At 72.6% G+C, this 21,990-nt stretch carries 10 protein-coding genes; 3 read left to right on the top strand and 7 right to left on the bottom strand.

Translation table 11 applies throughout. The annotated features are described in order from the left end of the window. Positions 1-170 precede the first annotated feature (170 nt). Entirely contained in the window at positions 171-3,350 is a 3,180-nt protein-coding gene (locus ACIQWX_RS37425) for a BTAD domain-containing putative transcriptional regulator (protein WP_400881525.1), read from the top strand. 45 nt (positions 3,351-3,395) lie between these two features. Here ACIQWX_RS37425 and ACIQWX_RS37420 read toward each other — a convergent pair whose 3' ends face one another. Together ACIQWX_RS37420 and ACIQWX_RS37415 are read right to left on the bottom strand one after the other, a co-directional pair. Then, positions 3,396-9,170: an RHS repeat-associated core domain-containing protein gene (locus tag ACIQWX_RS37420; protein WP_400881523.1), complete on the bottom strand. Its 5,775-nt coding sequence runs from the start codon at positions 9,168-9,170 to the stop codon at positions 3,396-3,398. A gap of 17 nt (positions 9,171-9,187) precedes the next feature. Then, complete coding sequence (locus ACIQWX_RS37415; RefSeq protein ID WP_400881521.1) at positions 9,188-15,823, bottom strand: LamG-like jellyroll fold domain-containing protein; 6,636 nt, start codon at positions 15,821-15,823, stop codon at positions 9,188-9,190. 253 nt (positions 15,824-16,076) lie between these two features. On the opposite strand from ACIQWX_RS37415, the gene ACIQWX_RS37410 reads away from it, so the two are divergent. Further along, positions 16,077-16,538, top strand: a complete 462-nt coding sequence (locus ACIQWX_RS37410) for a peroxiredoxin (protein WP_400881519.1) — start codon at positions 16,077-16,079, stop codon at positions 16,536-16,538. A 187-nt stretch (positions 16,539-16,725) separates the two neighbouring features. On the opposite strand, the gene ACIQWX_RS37405 is transcribed toward ACIQWX_RS37410, so the two are convergent. The 5 genes from ACIQWX_RS37405 to ACIQWX_RS37385 form a co-directional block, all read right to left on the bottom strand. Next, positions 16,726-17,247 carry a GNAT family N-acetyltransferase gene (locus tag ACIQWX_RS37405; RefSeq protein ID WP_400881517.1) on the bottom strand — a complete coding sequence of 174 codons (522 nt, stop codon included), beginning with the start codon at positions 17,245-17,247 and terminating at the stop codon, positions 16,726-16,728. Next, positions 17,244-17,654 carry an N-acetyltransferase gene (locus tag ACIQWX_RS37400; RefSeq protein WP_400881515.1) on the bottom strand — a complete coding sequence of 137 codons (411 nt, stop codon included), beginning with the start codon at positions 17,652-17,654 and terminating at the stop codon, positions 17,244-17,246. The genes ACIQWX_RS37405 and ACIQWX_RS37400 overlap by 4 nt, the downstream gene beginning before the upstream one ends. Before the next feature lie 41 nt (positions 17,655-17,695). Next, positions 17,696-18,901 carry an LCP family protein gene (locus ACIQWX_RS37395; protein ID WP_400881513.1) on the bottom strand — a complete coding sequence of 402 codons (1,206 nt, stop codon included), beginning with the start codon at positions 18,899-18,901 and terminating at the stop codon, positions 17,696-17,698. Positions 18,902-18,998: 97 nt separating this feature from the next. Continuing rightward, positions 18,999-20,246, bottom strand: a complete 1,248-nt coding sequence (locus tag ACIQWX_RS37390) for a class I SAM-dependent methyltransferase (protein ID WP_400881511.1) — start codon at positions 20,244-20,246, stop codon at positions 18,999-19,001. 94 nt (positions 20,247-20,340) lie between these two features. Continuing rightward, positions 20,341-21,033: an alpha/beta hydrolase gene (locus ACIQWX_RS37385; RefSeq protein ID WP_400881509.1), complete on the bottom strand. Its 693-nt coding sequence runs from the start codon at positions 21,031-21,033 to the stop codon at positions 20,341-20,343. A 117-nt stretch (positions 21,034-21,150) separates the two neighbouring features. Between ACIQWX_RS37385 and ACIQWX_RS37380 the strand changes: the two genes are divergently transcribed. Then, complete coding sequence (locus tag ACIQWX_RS37380) at positions 21,151-21,879, top strand: SIS domain-containing protein (RefSeq protein ID WP_400881507.1); 729 nt, start codon at positions 21,151-21,153, stop codon at positions 21,877-21,879. The last annotated feature ends 111 nt before the right edge of the window (positions 21,880-21,990 follow it).

Raw genomic sequence — 21,990 nt, 5'->3', positions numbered from 1 at the left:
CGCACCGAAGGCCACATTGGGGCGCTGGGACCGGCGCCGGTGATCATCGCGGCGGCCGGGTATGTCCGGTATCGGGTTAGCCACAGATCCCGGCGCGGCGGTGCCGGGGCCGATACCCTTCCGCCTACGGGCAGCTGATCGAAAACGGCCGGCCCGCGCGAGGGGAAAACGTGGAACCATCCGGCCTGACTTTCGGCATCCTCGGGCCGCTCGAGGTGACCCGCGGGGAAGCACCGGTCCCGGTCAACGGGCCGAAGCTGCGCATCGTGCTCGCCGCGCTGCTGCTGCGGGCGAACGCCACGGTCACCCTCGACCGGCTCGTCGAGGACCTGTGGGGCGACGAGCGGCCCCCGACCGCGCGCAAGAGCGCGCAGCTCTACGCGCAGCGGCTGCGGCGCGCACTCGGCGAGTCCGTGATCGAAACCCGCCCGGACGGCTACCTGCTGCGGCTGCCGCCCGACCGGCTCGACCTGCTGCGCTTCCGCGCCCTCGTCGCCCGGGCCCGCGAGGCCGACCCGGAAACCGAGCGCGCGCTGCTGGCCGAGGCGCTGGCCTGCCGGCGCGGCACGCCGCTCGCCGACATCCCGTCCGAACCGCTGCAGCGCGACGAGGCAGGCCTCCTCGCCGAGGAGCTCCTGCGCGCCCGCGAGCGCTACCTGGAGGTCAGCCTCGAGCTGGGCAGGCACCGCGAGGTCGTCGGCGAGCTCGCCACGCTGACCCGGGAGAACCCCTGGCAGGAACCCTTTTGGGCGTTGTACATCCTGGCGCTGCACCACGGCGGGCGGCAGGCGGACGCGCTGGAGGTCTACGGCCGGGTGCACCGGATGTTCGCCGACGAGCTCGGCGTCGAGCCGGGCCCGCGGCTGCGCGCGGCGCACCGCGCGATCCTCACCGCGCCGGACGAGCCGCCGGTCGCCGAGCCGCTTCCGGCCGTCTGCCAGCTGCCCGCGGACCTGCCGAGCTTCGCCGGGCGGACGTCGGACCTGGCGAAGCTCGACGGACTGCTCGGCGCCCCGCCCGGGCACAGGACGCTGGCGATCGTCGGGCCCGGGGGCATCGGCAAGACCGCGCTGGCGGTGCACTGGGCGCACCGGATGACCGCTCGCTTCCCGGACGGCCAGCTGTTCGTCGACCTGCGCGGGTACGCGTCGGCCTCGCCGCTCTCCAAGACCCAGGCGCTGACGCTGTGCCTGCGCGCGCTCGGCGTGTCCGCTTCGCAGGTGCCGGTGACGCTGGACGAGCAGGTCGTGCTCTACCGGACGTTGCTGGCCGGGCGGCGGGTGCTGGTGGTGCTCGACAACGCCGCCGACGCCGACCAGGTCCGGCCCCTGCTGCCACCGAACCCCGGCTGCGCCGCGCTGGTGACCAGCCGCGGCGACCTGCGCGGGCTGACCGTGCTCAACGACGCGCGGGTGCTCGCGCTGGACGTGCTGACCACTTCCGACACCCGGACGCTGCTCACCGACCTGCTCGGCGCCGAGCTCGTCGACGCCGAGCCGCGGGCCGTCGACGAGCTCGCCGACCTGTGCGGGCACCTGCCGCTCGCCCTGCGGATCGCGGCGGCGAACCTGGTGGGCGGCCGGCATTCCGCGATCGGGGACTACGTGGCCGCGCTGCGCGCCGACCCGCTGGCGGAGCTGGCCATCGAGGGCGACCCGGACGTCGCCGTCCGCGCGACGTTCCACCTGTCCTACCGGGCGCTCGACGAACCGGCGCGGCGGGTGTTCCGGCTGCTGAGCCGGATCCCGGGCCCCGACTTCGACGTCACCGCGGCGGAGGTGCTGGCCGGCGCGGGCACCCGGCGCTGCCTGGACCGGCTGGTCGCGGCGAGCCTGCTGACCCGGCGCAGCGCCACCCGGTTCCAGTTCCACGACCTGCTGCGCGAGTACGCCGCCGACCGCGCACGGGCCGACGAGCTGACCGCGGCCGACGCCCGGCTGTACGACCACTACCTGGACACCGCGGCCGCCGCGACGCAGCGGCTCCACCCGCTGTTCCGCCGGATCCTCGCCACGGCGAAGCCCGAGGCGTCCTTCGAAGACGACGAGCCGGCGATGCGCTGGCTCGACGAAGAACGCGCCAACCTCGTCGCGGCGGCCGAGCGCGCGGCGCTGGTTCCCGGGCTGGGCCGGTACAGCGCGCTGCTGGCCGACACGCTCCGCGGCTACTTCGCCGGCCGCGGGCTCGCTGCGGACGGGCTCGCGGTGGCCAACGCCGCCCTGGGCGCGGCGCGCGCGGCCGGCGACCGCCACGCCGAGGTCTCGGTGCTCGTGCTGCGCGGGACGATCGCCTACTACCTGAGCGACTACGACTCCGCGATCGCCCGCTACGAGGAAGCGCTCGACCGCGGCGGGACGGACATCGACCCGGTGGCCGAGTCGGAGGCGCGGCACGGCCTCGGCCGCGTGTACTCCCAGCTGGGCAGGCCGCGCGACGGGATGCGCCACCACGAGCGCGCGCTGGCCATCGCCCGGCGGATCGGCGACCTGGACTCCGAAGCGCGCGAGATCAACTACATCGGTGTATCGCTGCTGTCGCAGGGGCAGGTCGAGCGCGCGATCGCGTGCCACACCAAGGCGGTCGGGATCAGCAGGCGGACGGGCAACCGGTACGTCCGGCTGGTCGCGCTCAACGGTCTCGGACTGGCCCACTGGACCGCGGGCCGGATGCGGGAATCCGCGGAATGCCACGAGGAAAGCGTGCTGCTGTGCGAGCGGTGGGGACTGCGGCACTGGTTCATCACCAGCCTGGTGTGCCTGGCCGAAACCTACTGCGACCTCGGCCGCTACGGCGAAGCGGAGCACCGCGCCCGGCAGGCCCTGGAGAAGGGCCGCGAACTCGGGGAGCGGCGGCAGGAGGCGGGCGCGCTGGAGGTGCTCGCGACGGTCGCCCGGCTGCGCGGGCGGTTCGCGGAAAGCATCGAGGGTTACGCGGTGGCGCTGGAACTGGCGCGCGAGATCCACTTCCGCTACGGCGAGGCGTCCGTCCTCATCGGACTCGCCGCCGCGCACCGCGCGCTCGGCCGCCCGTCGGAAGCCGTGGCGCACACGGAACTGGCCCTGGCCAAGATGAACGAGACCGGCATGCGGGTGCTGGAGTGCCCGGCACTGACCGAACTGGCGGCGGCGTGCCTGGACTCGGGCGATCCCGCGGCGGCCGCGCGGCACGTCAAGCGCGCGGTGGAGCTCGCGCGCGAGAACGGGCAGCGGCTGAACGAGGCACGGGCCCTGCGGGTGGCCGCCGCGATCCGCGAGTCGTCCGGGCGATCCGGGGCCGAGCTGCTCGCCGTGGCACTGGAGAACTTCACGGCACTGGGCGTACCCGAGGCATCCGAACCGGCCCGGGCGTAAGGACTCGTGGGTGTTGCCGACCGGCGGCAACACCCACGAGTCCGGTCATCCACCCCCGGGATTGCGGGGCTTGTTGATGTTGATGTCGCCGAAAACGTCGCGACCTTGGAAGATGACCCTGCCGGAGCCGTTCACCTCGATGCCGGCGCCGACGTCACGAGTCTGGAGGATGGCCAGCTTGTCACCCTCGGAAATGAAGTGGACGGTGCCGTCGACCCCGCCCCGGACGATCGCGGCCCCTTCCCCCACGTACAAGTCGCCTCGCACCCTGCCGTCGATCACCCCGCCATTCATGACGACATCACCGTCCACGTCGCCACGGACGAGGTCGCCCTCGTTGACGTGGTGGTGTTGCCCGGATTTCGTACCGCAACTGCCATGGCAGGCGTCATGCATTTTGACGGCCTTGTTGACCAGCCGGGCGCCGGTGCCGAAATCGCCGACTCCGGGAGCGAGGCCCATGGCCGAGATCAGGGCGTTGTCCGTGTCCCCTTCCACCCCGTACCAGATGATGTTCACGACGTCACAGCCCTGGGAGAGATACGGAATCGGGAGAGATCCGCAGGTATCGAGCACCATGTGCCGTTGTTCGGCGGTCAGCGGCGCCGGGGCGGGAACGCACGATGAAGGGCCGCCGTGGTTCTGCAGGTACCCGGTCTCCCGCACGTACCCCGACGGACAGCTGCCTTGCCCTCGGCAGGGTTGGCTCCCGTATCCGCTGTCGCCCACCTGCCGGCAGTCGCCCTGCATCTTGATCTCGTTGATCACAACGGTGCGCGGCGGCCGGTCACTGGCGGGAGGCAGGCCGGGACGCATGGGCCTGCTGGTCGGCTCCATGACCCCACCGGTGTCCGTCCCGGTGTTCGTTCCGGCGTTCGTCCCGCCGTTCCCGCCGCCTCCCGTGCAACCGGTTTCCAGCGGGCAGCCGTCATCGAGGCTGCCGATCGCCTTCAGCCCGCTGGGGTCGCTCTTGGTGATCGGGTTGTTGTTGCTGTAGGTGTACCCGTTGAGCTGCTGCGGATCTCCCGGGCTCAGCAGCGGGTCCACCGAAATGAACCGCCCGGTGTCCGGGTCGTACTCCCGCGCGCCCAGGTGCGTCAGCCCGGTACTGGCATCCTCGACGCCGCCGACGAACCCGCGTTCGCCGGGGAACGAAGCCGCGTCACGCGGGCCGCCGAAGGGCAGCTGACGCCGGTCGGTGACCGCCAGCGTGCCGGAGTCGATCGCCGTCCGCGCCGTGCTCTGGTGATCCGACGCCAGCCACGTCAGCGCCCCTCTCCCCTGCCGCACCGCGATCGTCCGGCCACCGTGGCTGTAGTACCGCGTCACCGCCGGATCGCCACCGGCCGCCGGAAGCCGCAGTTCCTGGCCGCCCAGGTACAACGTCGTCCCGGCCGGGTCGCGCCGGATCAGCCTGCCACCCGAGGGGTCGTACACGTACGACGTCGCCTGCGGCCCCTTCGTCACCGACGCGAGCTTGCCCTGCTCGTCCCACGTGAACTGCTCGCCGGTCGAGCGCGACGCCAGCTGGCCCGCCGCGGTGTACGCGTACGAAGTGACACCGCCCGGCGCGGAGACGGACCCCAGTGCGTGCGCGTGCCCGGGGACCTGGCCGGTGTAGGTCCGGACCACGTCACCCGAAGCCACGTGCCGGGTGTCGGTCGCCCGGTTGCCCGCCTTGTCGTAGGTGAACGACTGCCAGTACGGCGCCGGGCCGCGCAGGCCCGCCACCGACGGGGTTTCCGAGCACGACGGCGCGGTCCACGCGTCGGTGAGCCGCTGGAGACCGTCGGAGCGGAAGCACTGGACGTCGCCCGAGAACACGTCCGCGAGAGACGTGACGTTCCCGGCCGGGTCGTACGAGTACCGCACGTCGGACCGCATCGGCGACGGCACCTCGGCGTCCACGACGGACTTGGTCAGCCGCCGGTCGTTCTGGTCGTAGTACTGCGACAACCAGACGCGCTTCGTGCCCGTGCCCAGGGTCAGCCGCGCCAGCTCGCCGTAGCGGGTCAGGTTCGTGGCCGACACCAGCTCGGTCGTCGAGCCGTCGTAACCACCCGAGCTCGACAGCAACGGCCCGAGTTCGTCGTAGCCGAAGCTGACGGTCTCCGCCGGCAGCTCACCGGCCGCCGCGTAGGACTGGCTCGACACGCTGCCGTCCGGGTTGTAGCCGGTGTACGAGGAATACGTCCCCGCCAGCAGACCCTCGGACGGCGGGATGATCACCGACGTCCCGGTCGGGCGGTACGCCGGGTCGTAGCCGAGCACCTTCCCGCTGTACGCCTTGCCGTCCACCCACGAGGTCGACGACGCGAGCTTCCCCTTCCCCTTCGTCACCGTGTCGTAGGTCCATTCCGCCAGTTTCTTCCCGGCGGCCGACCCCACGAACCTCCCGGTCGGGCGCCCCAGGGAGTCGTAGGTGTACGCCAGCACCGAACCCCGCGCGTCACGCGACGTCAGTACCTGGCCGGCGTCGTCGTAGGTCTTGGTGCTGAGGCCGCTGTCCCGGTCGTCGTTGCTGACCTGGCGGCCGAGGAAGTCGTAGCCGAACCGCCACACCGCGCCCGCCGGGTCGGTCATCGTCTCGGCTTGCCCGGCCTTCGTGTACGTGTACCGCGTCGCGTCGAACCCGCCGTCGTGGTGCTGCCGCAGCTCGACGGTCCGCCCGCGCGCGTCGGTGTAGGCCGACGTCGGCGTGCCTCCGGCGGGCGGCGTGACGTCGACGTGGTCGCCGAAGTACGCGGTGCTGGTCCGCCGCTTCTCGAACGCGCCCGCGAAGTAGATCGACGCGTCGGCGCGGCCGGCCCCGTCGAAGTGCGTCCGGGTGTGGCCCGGAACGTCCACATCGGACGCGATCCACAGCGCGTCGTCGACGGCTTTGTCGTTGTAGTACGGCTGGGTGGTCTTCCACGCACGGCCCTGCGAGTCGTACCGGGTGTCGGTGAGCAGCCGCCCGCCGCCCACCGCGCGGGCCTGCGCCTGGCGTGGCCGGAGCAGCCCGTCGTAGACCGTGGTACCGGAGATCTCGGCGCCGGTCGGGCCGATCCGGGTCGTGGTGATCACCGTCGGCTCGTCCCCGCGCACGAGGTACGCCGCCCGGGCGTTCGGCACGTCCGGGTGGTCGGCCTTCGTCCACGTCGGGGTCCACACCGCGACCACGCGGCCGAGCGCGTCGTAGGATGTCTCGGTCTTGCGCAGGTTGGGGTCGCTGACCAGCGTCGGCAGCCCCCAGGCCGGGTCGAGGGTCGTGGTCGTCACCAGCCCGGCGGGAACGGCGTCGGTGCCCGGGCCGGTGACCACGGTCTTCGTGACCGGACCGCCGCCGGCCGGGGTGTAGGCCGTCTTCGTGGTCCGCCCGAGGACGTCGGTGGCGGCCGTGACGCGCCCCTGCGCGTCGTACGTCGCCGTCCCGGTCGTCACGTACACCGGCTCCGCGGCCGGACGCTCCTTGGCGACCTCCGACTTCTTCACGTTGCCCTGCGCGTCGTAGGTGGTCTTCGCGTCCGAAAGCGCGTCCCGCGGGTACTCCACCGGGGCTCCACAGTGGACGGAGTCGGTCCAGACGTGCCCGGGCAGGCTCATCAGCCAGGCGGCGTCGTCGCGCGCGTACTCGGTGTGCGTGCACCGGTCGTCGGCGTCCGTCGCGGTGTCACCCAGGTCGTCGACCGCGGTGGCGAGGCCGAGGTCGTCGTACGTCGTCTCCGTCCGCGTGGTCCGCCACCCCGTGCCCACGGCCGTGTACTCGCGGGAGACGCCCGTGCGCACCAGGTACGCCTTGAACGCGCCGCGCGTCGCCACCGGGCCCCGGACCGACGGCTCGGTGATCGTCTTGCCCACCCGCGGCGGGTCCGGCTGGTCGGACGCCGCTTCCCGCTCGAACGTCGCTGTCTCGAAGCCGAAGCCCGCCAGCCAGTCCGCGTCGGCGCGCACGCCGCCCTCGGAGTCGGTGACGGTGGCCGGCCGCGTGCCCGACGGCAGGTGGTCACCGTCCATGCCGCGGTAGAACCGCTGTTCGGACATGGTCACCGGGCCGGCCGGGTCGTCCGCGACGCCGCCGCGGACGCGGACCCGGCCGAAGCCGCGGAAGTCGTTCCACGTCCGCTTGTCGTCCTTGGTGAACTCCGAGGTGTCCCAGTGCCACGCCGCGCCGTCGAGGTACTCGTACCGCGTGACCTGCTCGGGGAACGTCGCCGCCGGCTGACCGTCGACGGCCAGCCGGTCCGACTGGACGACGGCCGTGACGACGTACTTGTGGAAGTAGTCCGTGCGCTCGGCCATGTTCTTCTTCGCCCACCGCACGGGGAAGCACCGCTTGGTGTTGGTCTCCGGGTTCGCGGGCAGGTTCCCCGGCTTGCACTCGGACTCGTAGGTGATCGACGTGATCCCGCCGGTTTCGGACACGATCCCGGTGAGGCGGTAGCGCATCAGCGGCGACGCGCCGTCCTCCGGCAGCTCGACCCGGTTGTACATCGGGGTGCCCTGGAACGTCACCGACGGCATCTCCACCGGGGTGCCGGCCAGGCCGGTGTGCTTGATCCCCTTGAGCCACAACGCGGCCTTTTCGCCGTCACCGGGATCGGGGTACTGCTGGTCCAGCTCCCACCGGTCGACGTCGCCGAAGTCCGTGCCGCGCCACACCTTCGTGGTCACCGAGGCCAGCCGCTGGGTGGTCCAGAACGTCGGCGAGTGGTTCGCCGCGCAGGTGGCCGTGTCGCACTTGGCCTCCCACGGCACGTCGGGCCAGTTCCCGGGTGCCTCCGGGCGGCAGTCGCTGCCCGGGACGCACCGGTCGGCCGTGGTGAACACGACGCGCCCGGACGGTTGCGCGGCGCCGTGGCCCAGCCCGTAGTCGATGTGGTCCAGGTAGCCGCCCCGGACGTAGGACACCGCGGCGTCCTTGCCGTCGAACCCGTAGGAGTTGGTCTCCTTCGTGTAGTGGTACCGCATTTCGTTGCCGCTGGGGTCCACGACCTTGTCCAGGTTCCACCGCCACGGCTGGGTGCACGACGAGGCGTCGAACGACGCCCTGTGGCACGGCTCGCCGGAGTCGTCGCCGAACACCGGCACCGTCCACGTCGAGTCCGCCTGCGACCCGAAGAAGTACTGCGTCCCGTCGACGGTCGTGATCTTCCAGTACTCGCCGTCGTTGTCGCCGTTGGCGGCGCCGGTCAGGTGCTCGATCCGCGACCCGTCGTCGGCGCGCGGCCGCCAGTTGCCGGTCGCGTCGTCGCGGATCAGCTGCCCGCCCGCGCCGCCGTAGGACGCGGTCGCGTTGTCACTGCGCCAGCACAGGTCCCCCACCTGCGCGGGCTGGACATCGCCCTCGGTGTCCGCCGAGCACCCCCGGTACGCCCGCTCGACGAATCCCGAGGACAGCGCCCAGCCGTCGCCCACCCAGGACGGCTGGTTGTTCGTCACCGTCGTCCGGCCGTCCACCGCGGACGACCGGTACGACAGCGACAAGCCCGGTGTCGGCCCGGCCGCCGGCGGCACCCGCAGCGGGTACGACCAGGTGAAGTCGCCGGTGTGCGGGGAAACCGCCCAGGACGCCGACGGCGAGAGCGGCGAGGCCGTCGCCGTGCCCGCCCCCTCCTGCGCGGGCTTGGCCTGCTGGTTGCCGGTCAGCGCGTGCGCCGACGCCTGGTCGGCCCCGACCGCCCGCCACGAGGGGCCGGACACCGGTACCGACGGGGTGTCGTCGAGCTTGCCCGACGGTTCCCCGGCCCACGCCGCGGGCGCGGCGACGGCCAGCAGCAGGGACGCCGTGAGGTGCGTGGCGACCGCGAAAGTCAGGCCTCGCCGGGTTCTTCTGCGCACAACTCTCCCCTTGGTCATCATGCGGCGAGCACGTAGCCCAGCGGGCCGCGGACGGTCTGGCCTTCGCAACTCGGGCTCGACGACACGAACAGCTCGCCGGCCGCCGGCCCGCCGGTCTGCGCGCACTGGTAGATCCGGATGTTCGGCCGGCCGGCGGGTGGCTGGGGCCAGACGTAGCCGATCTCGTGCTGGACCGTCTTGCCCTCGCACGCCGGATCGGCCGACACGAACCGCTCCGAACCGTCCACACAGGACACGAGCAGCTGGGTGCCCGGCTCGTTCGTGCGCGCCACCAGGCCGAACGAGCCTTCGAACCGGTAGCCGGGCGGCACGTCGTCCGCGACCGCCGCGTGCTCGCCCACCCCCGGCAGGAAGTACCGCACGAGCGGCGCGTAGGCCGGGAGGTACCCGAGCAGGCCGTCGACCTGCTGCCCCTCGCAGGTCGGCGAGTTCGAGTCGAACCGCTCGCCCTTGAACAGGCACCGGTACAGCGGCATCGTCGTCACCCCGGCGGGCGGGTCGATGTAGCTCGACCCCAGCGCACCCAGTTTCGGCGCGCCTTCGCAGTCCGGGTCGATCGAGGTGAACGCGTCGACGTCGTTCATCAGGCAGCCGAACATCGGGTGCGTCCCGGCCGTGCCGGCGGGCAGGGTCCGGCCCAGCGGCGTCTCGAACCGGTAGCCGGCCGGGCTCGCCCCGAACGGGTCCCGGATCCCGCCGGTGGGCGCGACCGTGCGGTGGTCGCCGGGGGTGGTGAACCGGCCGAGCTGGCCGCCGGCCGCGGGCGGCCAGCCGGCGCGGGCCCGGATCTCGTCGTCGGGCACCACGCCCTCGTCCGTGGTGACTTCGTCGATCGCGCCGGTGAAGAACCCGGCGGGCGCGCCGAGCTCCAGAGCGCGTCCGATCGTCAGGCCGCCCCCGGCGGTCCAGAGCAGCACGTTGTCCTTCGTGCCGACGAGCTCCCCGTTGACGTACAGCCGGAGCTGGCGCGCCGGGTAGTCGTAGACGCCGGTCAGGTGCGTCCAGATCCCGAACGCGGGCGCCTGCGTGGAGTTCGCGTAGGTCAACGGGTGGTGGTCCGCCGAGGCGTCGTCGGCCGTCGGGGCGCCGAAGATCCAGCGGCCCACCTCCGGGCGGTACTGGAGCACGAACCCGCTGTGCCGCACGCCGTCCTGGCCGACGACGGTGGCCACCTCGTCGTCGCGGGTCGGCTTGGCCCACGCCGCGACGGTGAAGCTGTCGCGCATGACGGCCCCGACGTCGCCCGTGGTGGCCGCGGACGCGCCGTCGAGCTGCAACGCCCGGCCGGACTGGCCGGCCGGGTAGGTCGCGGTCCCCGCCAGCGTGGTCGGGTTCGCGACCCAGGACGTGTCCTTCACGGTGCCGTCGTCGAAGCGCCACCGGCCGCGGTTCGCGGGCGGGATGTCGTCGTGCACCTTGCGGACCTCGGCGTCGGACAGCGCCTTGCCGTACGCCCGGACCTCCTCGATGCCGCCCTTGAAGAAGCACGCGTTCGCGCCGTCCCCGCGGCACCGGCCGATCGAGAACCTCCCCTTCGCCTGCGGCACGGTGACCCCGGAGACCGCCCCGGAAAGCGCACCGTTGACGTAGAGCTTCAGCTGGCTGAGCCGTTGGTCGTAGACGAGGGTCAGGTGCACCCAGCCTTCGGTGTAGGAGCTCTCGGTGGACCGGACGGACTTGACGTCAGCGCCCGCCCCGACGACGGCCGCCCACTTCTTCGCCGTCGGGTCGTACTGGACCTGGAAGGCGCTGTGGCGGTCGCCGTCCTGGCCGAACACCGTGGTGTAGCGGCTGTCGTCCAGGGTGAACGCCCACGCCGAGACCGAGAAGCTCCCCGCCGTGTCGACGACGGGCCCCGCCGTCTCCGCGAAGCCGGTCTTGCCGTCGAACCAGCCGGTGTAGGCGTCGTGGCCGGTGTGCCAGCCGGCGCCCGTGTTCAGCGTCGCGGTGTTCCCGCGCCCGCTGGAGTCGGTCGCCGCGGTGCCGGTGTTGTCGTCGAACTTCCAGCGCCCGGCGTCGGCCACCGGCAGGGCCGCGGCCTGGGCGGCGGGGTAGGACCGCCACAGCGCGGACACCCGGTCGGCGGTCAGCGCGCCGCTGTAGAGCCGGACGTCGTCGACGCCGCCGCGCCAGTAGCCGCCCCACTCCCCCGCCGTCTTCGACCGGCCGACCTGGAGCCCGCCGCCGCCCTGCCACGGCTTGAGCAAAGTGCCGGGCTCCTTGCGGGTCCCGTCGACGTACAGCCAGATCGTCTTGCCCGGCGCGTCGTACACCCCGGCCAGGTGGACCCAGCTGTTCAGCTCGCCCGGGATGACCGCCAGGGACGCCTTGGTCACCGAGCCGCCCTCCTCGGGCACCTCGAAGATCCAGTTCCCGTCGTGGCCGGCGTCGTCGACGACGTGCCCGAGCCGGAACTTGCTCGTGGCGTTCCCGCCGTCGAGGGAGACCGCGCTGAGGAAGCACCGCGGCGTCTCATCGATGTCGCAGGGATTGTCCTCGAGGTTGACCCACGCCGACACCGTGAAGCTGGTGTCGGTGCGCACGTCCACCCCGGACGTCGCGGCGTAGGCGCCGGTGCCGGACAGGTCGAGCGCGTTGCCGACCCGGCCGGGGGTGAACGTCGCGCCCGCGCCGAGCGTCGCCGGCTCGGCGCCGACGGCGTCGCCGCCACGCGTGCCCCGGCCCTCGTCGAACGTCCAGTCGTGGGCGAGGCTGACGTCCCGCCCGGCCATCGTCCGGACCTCCCCGCCGGTCAGCGCGCGGGTGTGGAGCGAGACGTCGTCGATGGCGCCGGTGAACGGCTCGGCGTCCGGGTCGTCCGCCCACCGTGCCCGTCCGAACTGGACACCGCCGGTGGCGTCGAAGCCGCCGGTGTGCGCGGCCGACGCGGCGAGCACGCCGTTGACGTACAGCTCGATCTGCTGCCGGTCCTTGCTGTACACACCGGCCAGGTGCGTCCACACGCCCGGCTGCGCGACCGGCCCGGCCGCCTCGTCACCCGGCTGGGCCTGGTCGGCGTTCGGGGCGACGAAGCCCCAGCGCCCGTCGGCGAGCGCGCGCAGGGCGAACCCGGGCACGTGCGCGCCGCTCTGCGAGACCACCGCGGCCGGGGCACCGATCTCGTCCAGCCGCGCCCACGCCGTGACCGAGAAGCTGCGATCGGTGTGCACCACCGGCGCGCTCGTCGAGGCGTAGCCGGAGCCGGCGAGCCGCAGGGCGAGGTCGCCGGGGTCCGGCTGGTTCGTCTGCCCGGCCGCCCAGTCCGCGCCCGGGGCGACGGTACCGGGGAACCTGCCGTTCGCGTCGGCGGCGTCGCCGTCGAACTTCCAGGTCCCCGCGGTGACCGCGGCGCCGGTGACCAGCGAGCGCACCTCGTCGGGGGAGATCGCCCTGCTGTAGACCCGGACGTCGTCGACGGTGCCGGGCAGCCGGTTGACCACGCCGCCGTTGACGAGTGCCCCGCCGATCCGGAAGGCGTGCTGCGCCTGCCAGGGCGTCACCCGGCCGGTCTCGCCGACCAGCTCGCCGTCGACGTACAGCCGGATCTTGCCGCTGGGCGCGTCGTAGGTCCCGGCGAGGTGGTACCACTGGTTGCGCGCCGGCTGGTAACCCGTGTTCACCCAGTCGTAGCCGCCCGTGTCCCCGTCCACGCGCGGCAACACGAAGACCCAGGTCTTGTTCTGGTACTGCAGGCAGAACGCGCAGATCCGCGCACCGTCCTGGCCGAGCACGGTGAACGTGCCGTTCTCGTCGGCGCCGGCGTCCAGCCGGACGTACGCGGCGACCGAGAAGCTCCGGTCGGTGCGCACCACCGGGCCGGAGGTCGTGGCGCCGCCGGTGACGCCGTCGAAGTGCGCGCCGCGGCCGACCGCGCCGTCCGGCACGAACGCCGCCCCGCCCTGCAGCACCGCGTCCGTGCCGCCCTCGACGGCGTTGCGCGCGGTGGTGCCCTTGTCCTCGTCGAACTTCCACTGCGCGACCTGGACGTTGCCCGCGTTCACCAGGCCGGCGACCTCGGCGGCCGGCAACGGGCGGTCGAAGACCTGCGCCTCGTCGACCGCACCCGGCCACGGGTCGACGACCTTGCCGTCCCAGACGAGCCGGCCGATCCGGACCGCACCGCCCGCGTTGTCCGTGGCCGGCGGGGCGTGCGCGGTCCCGGCGAGCCTGCCGTCGACGAACAGCCGGATCTCGTTGGCGTCCCGGTCGTACACGCCCGCCAGGTGCGTCCAGGTGTTCAGCTGTGGTGCCCCGGCCGCCGACTCCGCCATCGCGACGCTCGTCCACGAGTCCGTCGAGGTCGGTTTCCCGAACGTCCAGTGCGCGTCGCTGCCGTCGTTCTCGGCCCGGTACCACAGCGCGAAACCGGGGAACTTCAGGCCGTCCTGGCTGATCGCCGCCCGCGCGCCGTTGGCGCTTCGCAGGTTCACCCACGCCGACACGGTGAACCCGGCGGTGGTCCGGATCGCGTTCGGTGCGGTGACGTCGTCGTCCACGCCGTCCAGCTCGACGGCCGAGCCGAGCGCGCCGCCGGACCGGAGGCCGGCGCCGTTGTTCAGCGTGCCGTGCCGGTCGCCGAGGAACGCGCTGTCCTGCGCGGTGCCGTCGAACGACCACTTGGCCAGCGGGCCGTTGCCGGCGCGGACGTAGAACCGGTACTCGCGCTGCGGGCTTTCGTGCCCCGCCCGGTCGTAGCTGCGCACGTACAGCGTCTGCGGTCCGTCGCCCGGCGGCGTCAGCTTCACCGTCGCGCCACCGCCGAGGGCGTCCGCGTCGACGGAGGTGTTCGGCGAGTCTTGCCAGCCGTACTTGTAGTGGTCGATGTCGCCGACACCGTTGCTGCCGAAGGTGAACGTGGCCGCCACGTCGGGCCCGCCGTGCCAGCGGTTGTCCTCGGTGTAGAGGTCCGAGCCCACCGTCGGCGGGCGCGGGACACCCGTGCGGTCCACGACGAACGGGGCGCCGGACGCCGCGGGACTGGACGTCGCGCCGTCACAGCCGTGCACCCACCAGCCGATCTGCTGGCCGTCCTTGTCGCGGAGGTCGATCGTGGCCGTGTGGACGGCGCCGGACGCCTGCGCGGGCCCGTCCCAGGACGCGATCTCCTTGCCGTTGGCCGACACCCGCCACTGCGGGTACAGCTGGTCGCCGTCCGGGTCGGCGGTCTGCGCCCGCAGCGTGATGGACTCCTGGCCGACGTAGGGCAGGCCGCCGCAGAACTTGCAGGGCACGGGCAGCCCCGGGTCGGTCCCGATCGCGCCCGGCGTGTACGGGGTGCGGTTCCAGGTGACCTTGAGGACCGTCTGCGCCGGGTCGTACTTGCGCCACGCGTACTGGTCGTTCGAGTTGGCGGCCTTGAGGAACAGCGGGGTGTGCGACCGCTGGTCGATCAGGTCGGCCGGGATGTCCCACCCGACCTCCTTCCAGCCCGTGCCGCAGGTGCCGCCGTACACCCCGGGCACCGACCGCGTGCGGTTCCAGCCGCCGCCCGGCCGGTTGTTCCACGTCGTCCCGCTCCCGATGCCGCCGTTGGCGCGGTAGACCACCTGGTCCCGGTCGGAGCAGTCGGGGCTGGAGATGGCGACGGTGGTGAACGTCGCGCCGAGCACCGTCTTGTCGGCCAGGAACGAGGTGTCGTACTGGAAGTAGGCCCAGCCCTCGCCGATCCCGCTGCACCAGCTGCCGCCCGGGAGGTCCTTCGGGCACTGCCCGACCTGGGCGTTCCCGTCGCCGCTGGTCCACCAGTACGGCGTGTCCGGGTGCCCCGAGAGCACGTTGGCCCAGCCCCACTTCTGGATCGTGGACAGCGTCGGGTCCACGGTCACCGGGAACTTCACCGCCGGGTCGGCGAGGAACCCGGCGTCCGGGGTCAGCACCAGGGAGCCGCCGGCGACGGACACCCCGACCGGCGCGATCCGCCCGGCGGCGTCCCACATCTTCGAGGGCGGCGCGCCGAACACGGCGGCGCCGGTGCCGTCGACGGCCCGCAGCGAGCCGTCCGCGGCCGCGGTCAGCTCGAGACCGTCGGCCTCGACCGCCAGCTCGACCGCCTTGAGCCCGGGGTTGCGCGCGGCCTCGGCGTCGCGCACCAGGAGGCGCTGGCTGAAGCCGTCGCGCTCGGCGATCATCACCAGGTCGACGCCGGGGAACACGCCCCGGTAGGTGGCCTGCGCCCCGGACAGCTCCGGCGCGGGCAGCTCGCCCGGCCAGGACAGGCTGAGGGCCTTGCCGTCGCGGTGCAGTGTTGCGAGCGCGGCGTCCCCGCCCGGCGACAGCGTCAGGTCCCCGTCGGCAGCCCGCGGCGCGACCCGGCCGTCCGCCCGGCGGCCGAGAGCGGTGTCGACGCCCGTCCACCGGTCCCCCCGCCGGACCCGCACCGGGACCGGCGTCAGCTCGGCGGTGAGCGTGCCGCCGGGGTTGGCGTACACGGCCCGGGTGGGCGTGCGCTCGTCGGCGACCTCCACCCGGCTCCCCTGCAGCCGTGCCGCCGCCATCGCCGCGGGCGCGTCCGGCGCCTCGGCGACCGGCGCCGGGCGCGGCGCGACCAGCTGCCCGCTGCCGGCCAGCAGCGTGAGCATCGAACCCAGCAGGGCGGTGACCGTCCCGGCCACCACCGCACGACGCAGACGCACCGTTGTTCCTCCCCCGGACTCCCCCATGACAGACGGAGCGGAATCCTGCGAGACGGTGGCTTCAGCGCGGCATCAAACCGACATCACGGCGACTTCAGGACATCCGGCGTGTCAGCGATTCGCCGGATGGGCGGGCACCACGGCGAAAATATCCGAAGCCGCCCGATCGGTCCACCCGGGGAACCAAGCCGGTGCGGCGGCGGCTCCGAAGACCCGGCAGGATGGGTTCTGCCGCCGACGAGAAGGGACGTCCATGGACGCCGGAGACCTCGCACCCGACTTCACGCTGCCCGACGACCAGGGCGCCGAGCGCACGCTGTCGGACTTCCTGGCCACCGGGCCGGTCGTGCTGTTCTTCTACCCCGCCGCGATGACCGGCGGCTGCACCGCCGAGAGCTGCCACTTCCGCGACCTCGCGGCCGAGTTCGCCGAGGTCGGCGCGCACCGGATCGGGATCAGCCCGGACGGCGTCACCAAGCAGCGGCAGTTCTCCGAGGCCAACGGCTTCGACTACCCCCTGCTGTCCGATGTGGACGGTGCGGTCGCGAAGCAGTTCGGCGTCTGGCGGAAGCTGCTGCCGCTGCACGCCAAGCGCGTCACGTTCGTGATCGGCGAAGACCGTCGGGTCCTCGAAAAGATCAAGAGCGAGCTGAACTTCACCGTGCACGCCGACCAGGCGCTCAAGGTGCTGCGCGAGCGCGACAAGGTGTCCTAGCGACGGGGCGGCCAGACCCGCGGCGGCCGGCGCAGCCGCGGCCCGGACGGCCACCCGCCGCGACGGCACCCGTCGCACCGGCGAGCCCAAGCGGGCGTTTCGTCGGCGCGCCGGCGTCTCGCGGTCCGGGTGGCGCGCGGTCGTTCGCACAGCCACCGGTGCCCCGGTTCGGTCACGTACCCCAGGTTCACGGCTTCTCCCAACGCCAAACGTGGTTGATTCCCTTGCACGACGGGGCGAGCGGCTCTTCGACCCGTTCCTCGCGCACCTTCGTGAAACCGAGGCGCGCGGGCACGGCTCCACTTCGGACGTTCAGCTCGTCGTGCTTGATCTCGACGTACCCCGCACCGAGCCGGAACGCCTCCGCCGCCAGGACTTCGACGGCCCGGGTGATCAGGCCGCGGCCGGTGTGGTCGCGCGCGAGCCAGTAGCCGATCTCGACCCCGCCCTCGCGCGCCATCGTGCCGATGCCGCCGACGATCGAGCCGTCGACGCGGATGGCGAAGTCGTGCGTTTCCCCGCTCTCCCAGGTCTTCCGGGTGCGCTGCAGGAACTCGGCGCTGTCTTCGGCGGTGTAGCCGTTGGCGGCCCAGATCATCCAGGCCCCGATGTGGTCGAGCGATCCCTGAACCACAGCGGTGATCTCCGGTGCGTCGGCGAGCTGCCAGCGGGCCAGGGTGAAGCCGTCGCCGGCGTAGGTCTCTTTCACGGCTTCTCCGATCGCCACACGTGGTGGGTGCCCGCGCACGCCGGCGGCAGGACACCTTCCCGCCGGGGTTCCTTGCCCGCGAACGAAAACCCGAGCCGCGCCGGGACCGCTCCACTTCGGACGTTCGCCTCGTCGTGCTTGATCTCGACGTACCCCGCGCCGCCCGCGAGCGAGCCGGCCACCCGGATCGCCCACTCGTACGCCCGGCCGGTCTCCCAGTTCTCGTGCGTCAGCCGCAGGAACGCGGCGGCGTCGGATTCCGGGTAACCACCCACGGCCCACGGTACCCAGTCGGCCAGGTGCGCGCCGGACCCCGAGACCGCACCCGCGATGGCCGAGCAGTCGGCGAGTTGCCAACGGGTCAGCGAAAACTCGTCACGGGTGTACGTCTCGGCCGGGGTCTCCATGGCTTCCATGGTGCCCCGGCCGGAACGAAACCGCGTCCGAATTAATTGACGATGACGCTGTCCGGGATCTCCGTGTCGTTCTTCAGCGCGTCGAACAGCTGCTTCGACTTGGTCTTGTCCCAGTTCTCCGCCGACCCGTTGGTGACCGGGACCGTCGTCGTCACCACGCCGCCCGAGGAGATCCCGCGCATCGCGATCGCCAGGCCGGCCAGGTTGTGGACGTGGTCGCCCGAGTCCATCGTCAGCGCGTCCGGGCCGGAGCTCAGCAGCGGGAAGAAGTCGAACGGGTTGAGCAGCGTGCCGGGGCTGGCGATCTGGCTCACCAGCGCGCCGATGAACTTGCGCTGGTTGGCGACGCGGTCGAGGTCCGAACGCGGCGTCGCGTCGCTGTGGCGCATGCGGACGAAGCCCAGCGCCGAGCGGCCGTCGAGCGACTGGCAGCCCGCCTTGATGCTGATGCCGGTGACCGTGTCGTTCATGTCCTTGTCGATGCACATGTCGACGCCGCCGATCGCGTCGACGATCTTGGCGAACCCGCCGAAGCCGATCTCCGCGTAGTGGTCGATGTGCAGCCCGGTGGCGCCTTCGACGGTCTGCGCCAGCAGCGACGGCCCGCCCAGCGAGAACGCCGCGTTGATCTTGTTCGTGCCGTGGCCCGGGATCTTCACCTGGGAGTCGCGTGGCAGCGACAGCAGCGTCGGCTTGGTGGAGTTGTCCGGGATGTGCGCGACCATGATCGTGTCGGTGCGCTGCCCGCCGCCCGCCGCCGCGACGTCGCCGGTGGCCAGCCGCTCTTCGTCCTCGGTCGTGAGGCCCTCGCGGCTGTCGGAGCCGACGATCAGCCAGTTGGTGCCGGACGCGGCGACCGGGCGGCCGGAGTAGTCGGTGAGCGCGTCGACGCGCTTGATGGAGAACTCCAGGTAGACCCAGATGCCGGCGACGAACACCACGAACACCAGCAGCAGCGTCAGCAGGACCTTGCCGAAGCTCCAACGGCGACGGCGCGGCGGCCGGGACGGCGGGTAGCCGTCGTCGACCGGCCTGCGAGGGGGGTCCTGACGCGGCGGGGGCGGCGCGTACTGGCGTTCGTCCTCGCGGGTGCCCATCGGGCGGGTGCGCTCGTCGTACGGGCTGCGGCCGCGCCCGGGCAGCGGCATCATCTGCGCGCGCTGGTGGTCGCGGGGACGTGCGGGAGGCCGGGGCGGCATGCGGCGCCCGCCGTCGTCGCCACGGTACGTCATCTCCATCACCCAATCCCGATCCGGACAAACCTGTCGTCGTCAGTAGACCGCACGTCCTCGAACGGAGGACGTCCGGCACCGGGGTCGGGTTGTCCGGCGGGGGTTACTTGCCGGTCGCCTCGTAGCCGAACTGGTGCACCTTGAGGTACCCGGAGCGGAACCCGGCCTCGGAATAGGCCAGGTAGAACTCCCACATCCGGCGGAAGACGTCGTCGAACCCGAACCCGGCGATGTCGGCCCAGCGGTGCAGGAACCGTTCGCGCCACAACCGTAGCGTGCGCGCGTAGTCCTGGCCGAACTCGCGCATCCCGGCCAGCTTGAGCCGGGTGTTCGCGACCACGCCGTCCTCGATCGAGCGAACGGACGGAATGATGCCGCCGGGGAAGATGTACTTGTGGATCCAGGTGTAGGCGCGCGAGGCCGCCAGCATCCGGTCGTGGTCCATGGTGATGGCCTGCAGGCCGAACCGCCCGCCGGGGCGCAGCCGCTCCCCGATCACCCGGTAGAACTCCGGCCAGTAGGACGCGCCGACGGCCTCGATCATTTCGACGCTGACCACGGCGTCGTACTGGCCGCTCGACTCGCGGTAGTCGCACAGCTTCACGTCGACGCGGTCGGAGAACCCGGCCGCGGCGATGCGCTCGGTCGCCAGCGCCCGCTGTTCCTCCGAAATGGTCAGCGACGTCACGTGCGCGCCGCGGGCGGCGGCGCGGATGGCGAGTTCACCCCATCCGGTACCGATTTCGAGGACTTCGCTGCCCTCGCGGACGCCGGCGTAGTCCAGCACGCTGTCGATCTTGCGGTGCTGGGCGCCGGTCAGGTCGTCGGCGGGACCGAACAGCGCCGAGGAGTACATCATCGACTCGTCGAGGAAGGCGCCGAAGAGGTCGTTCGACAGGTCGTAGTGCCGGTGGATGTTGGCCCGCGCGCCCTCGAGGGTGTTCGCCTCGGACGGCGGCTGCGTGCGCTCGGCGATCTTGCGGAACTTCTGCAGCACCGGCGGCACGAGCGTGGCCATCCGCTCGGCGAACGGCGTCAGCACCTCGGCCAGGTCGGACGCGGTCCAGTCACCGGCCATGTAGGACTCGCCGAAGCCGATCTTGGCGTCGACGCCGAGGCGGTGGAAAAAGGATTCCGGACGCAGAATGCGCATTTCGGGCGATTCCGGCCCGCCGGCGCCGAGGACGGTCCCGTCCGGGAACGTCACCCGCACGTCGAGCGGGCGGACCGCGCGGCGGAACAACGCGGCGGCGATCCGCGCGCGCAGCGCGGAGTGCGGTGGGTCGGCCAGACCCGGCCAGCGGGACTCGTCGGGGATGTCCTGAGCGCGGTCGACACTCGTCGTGGTCACGGTTCTCCCTCCGGCCGGCCAGCTATGCCGGTGATCGATCCTAAACGCCGCACCCCCGCGGCGCGCTTCGCCGAATGCCCTGTTCGGGGCCCTTTCACACGGGTATCCGCAGGCGCTCGGGCCCCGGCGCGGCCCAAGCGCCGCGGAGCTCCGCGCCGGCGTTCCCGGCGAGCACTTCCAGTGTGAAAGCAATCGTCAGCCGGGTCCACACGGACGACCGGCGAAGCATCGCGTGGCCTTCGTTCGCGATCTCGAACCGGGCGACGCGGGCGGCGACGCCCTCGGCGCGTTCGGCGAAGGCGTGCGACTCGGCCGGGCTGGTCATCCGGTCGCGGGTGCCGTGCACGATGAGCACCGTCCGCCCGGCGACCGCGGCCACCGGCTCGCCCCGCGGCGTCCACGGCGCCAGCGCGCACACCCCGCGCACGGCACTGTCGTCGGCGACGCGCAGCGCGACCCGGGCCCCCATGGAGTGGCCGACCAGCACGACCGGCAGGCCGGGGTGGTCGGCGTGGATGCGCTCGAGGGCCCAGCGGGCGTCGTCGAGGGGGTCCATCGCGGGGGCGTTCCAGCCGTAGCGGCGGTTGCGCAGCAGCCGCACCTCGACGCCGTGCTTGCGGCCGGCCCGGTGCAGGGCGCGCGCGATCGGCACCATCCGCAGGAAGGCGAGCTTCCACGGCGGCACGCTGCCGGTGCCGCGCTCCGCGCCGCCGTGCAGCACGAGCACGACCGCTTCGGTGCGCCCGCGCGCCGGCCACACCGACACCGCCGGTTCCGCCTCGCTCACCCGCGTCCTCCTCTTCGCCCGCAATCGGGTCAACCCCGCCCGCCCACCGGGCTATTCCACCGCGCACCACCATCTTCGCGGTAGATTCGGCGCCCGGTCCCCTACGGAAGGGTGGGTGTGGTGAGCGCCACGGACATCTCGGGCAGCGTCGCGAAGCAGCTGGCGGACGTCGAGCAGGCCAACGCCGACGCGGTGCGTGAAGCGGCGGACCTGGTGCTGGGGGTGATCCGGGCCGACGCACTGGTCTATACCGCCGGCGCCGGGCACTCGCTGGCGGCCGTCGCCGAGACGTTCTACCGGGCCGGCGGCCTGGCCTGCGTCTACCCGCTGTACCACCCGGACCTGCTCCCGCTGCACGGCGCGGTGAGCAGCACGAAGACCGAGCGGCGCACCGGGCTGGCCGCCGAGGTCCTGGCCGAGCGCGCCCCGGGGCCGGACGACGTGCTGGTGGTCTTCTCGACGTCCGGATCGAACCCGTACCCGGTGGAGCTGTGCATCGAGGCCCGCAAGCGCGGGGCGGCGGTCATCGCGATCACGTCGCGGGCGTGCGTGGCGGCGGCGCCGAAGCGGTCGTCGAGCAACTTGGTCGAGCAGGGCACGGTGGTGCTGGACTCGCTGGTGATCCCCGGCGACGCGAGCTACCCGCCGGACGCGCCGCGCACCGCGCCGCTGTCCACTGTGGTCAACGCGTTCCTGTGGAACCTCGTGCTCGCCCAGGTCTACGACCGCGGCACGGCCGAGGGCCTCGACGTCCCGCTGTGGCGCAGCTCCAATGTGGAGGGTGGCGACGAGGCCAACGCGGCGCTGCTCGAAAAGTACGGCGCGATCGTGCCGCGGCTGCGCTAGCCCTTCTCGTGAAAAAGCACCGGCCGGGCACGCCTTGACGGGCGTGCCCGGCCCCCTTTAGCGTCGCCATACCGACTGGTCGGTGTGGACCGGTCGCTCCCCGAGGAGGTC

Origin of the sequence: Amycolatopsis sp. NPDC098790 (assembly GCF_044759945.1) — a bacterium.
Lineage (GTDB): Bacteria > Actinomycetota > Actinomycetes > Mycobacteriales > Pseudonocardiaceae > Amycolatopsis.
The sequence above is the reverse complement of the archived record's forward strand: the minus strand, read 5'-3'. Positions and strand labels throughout refer to the sequence as shown.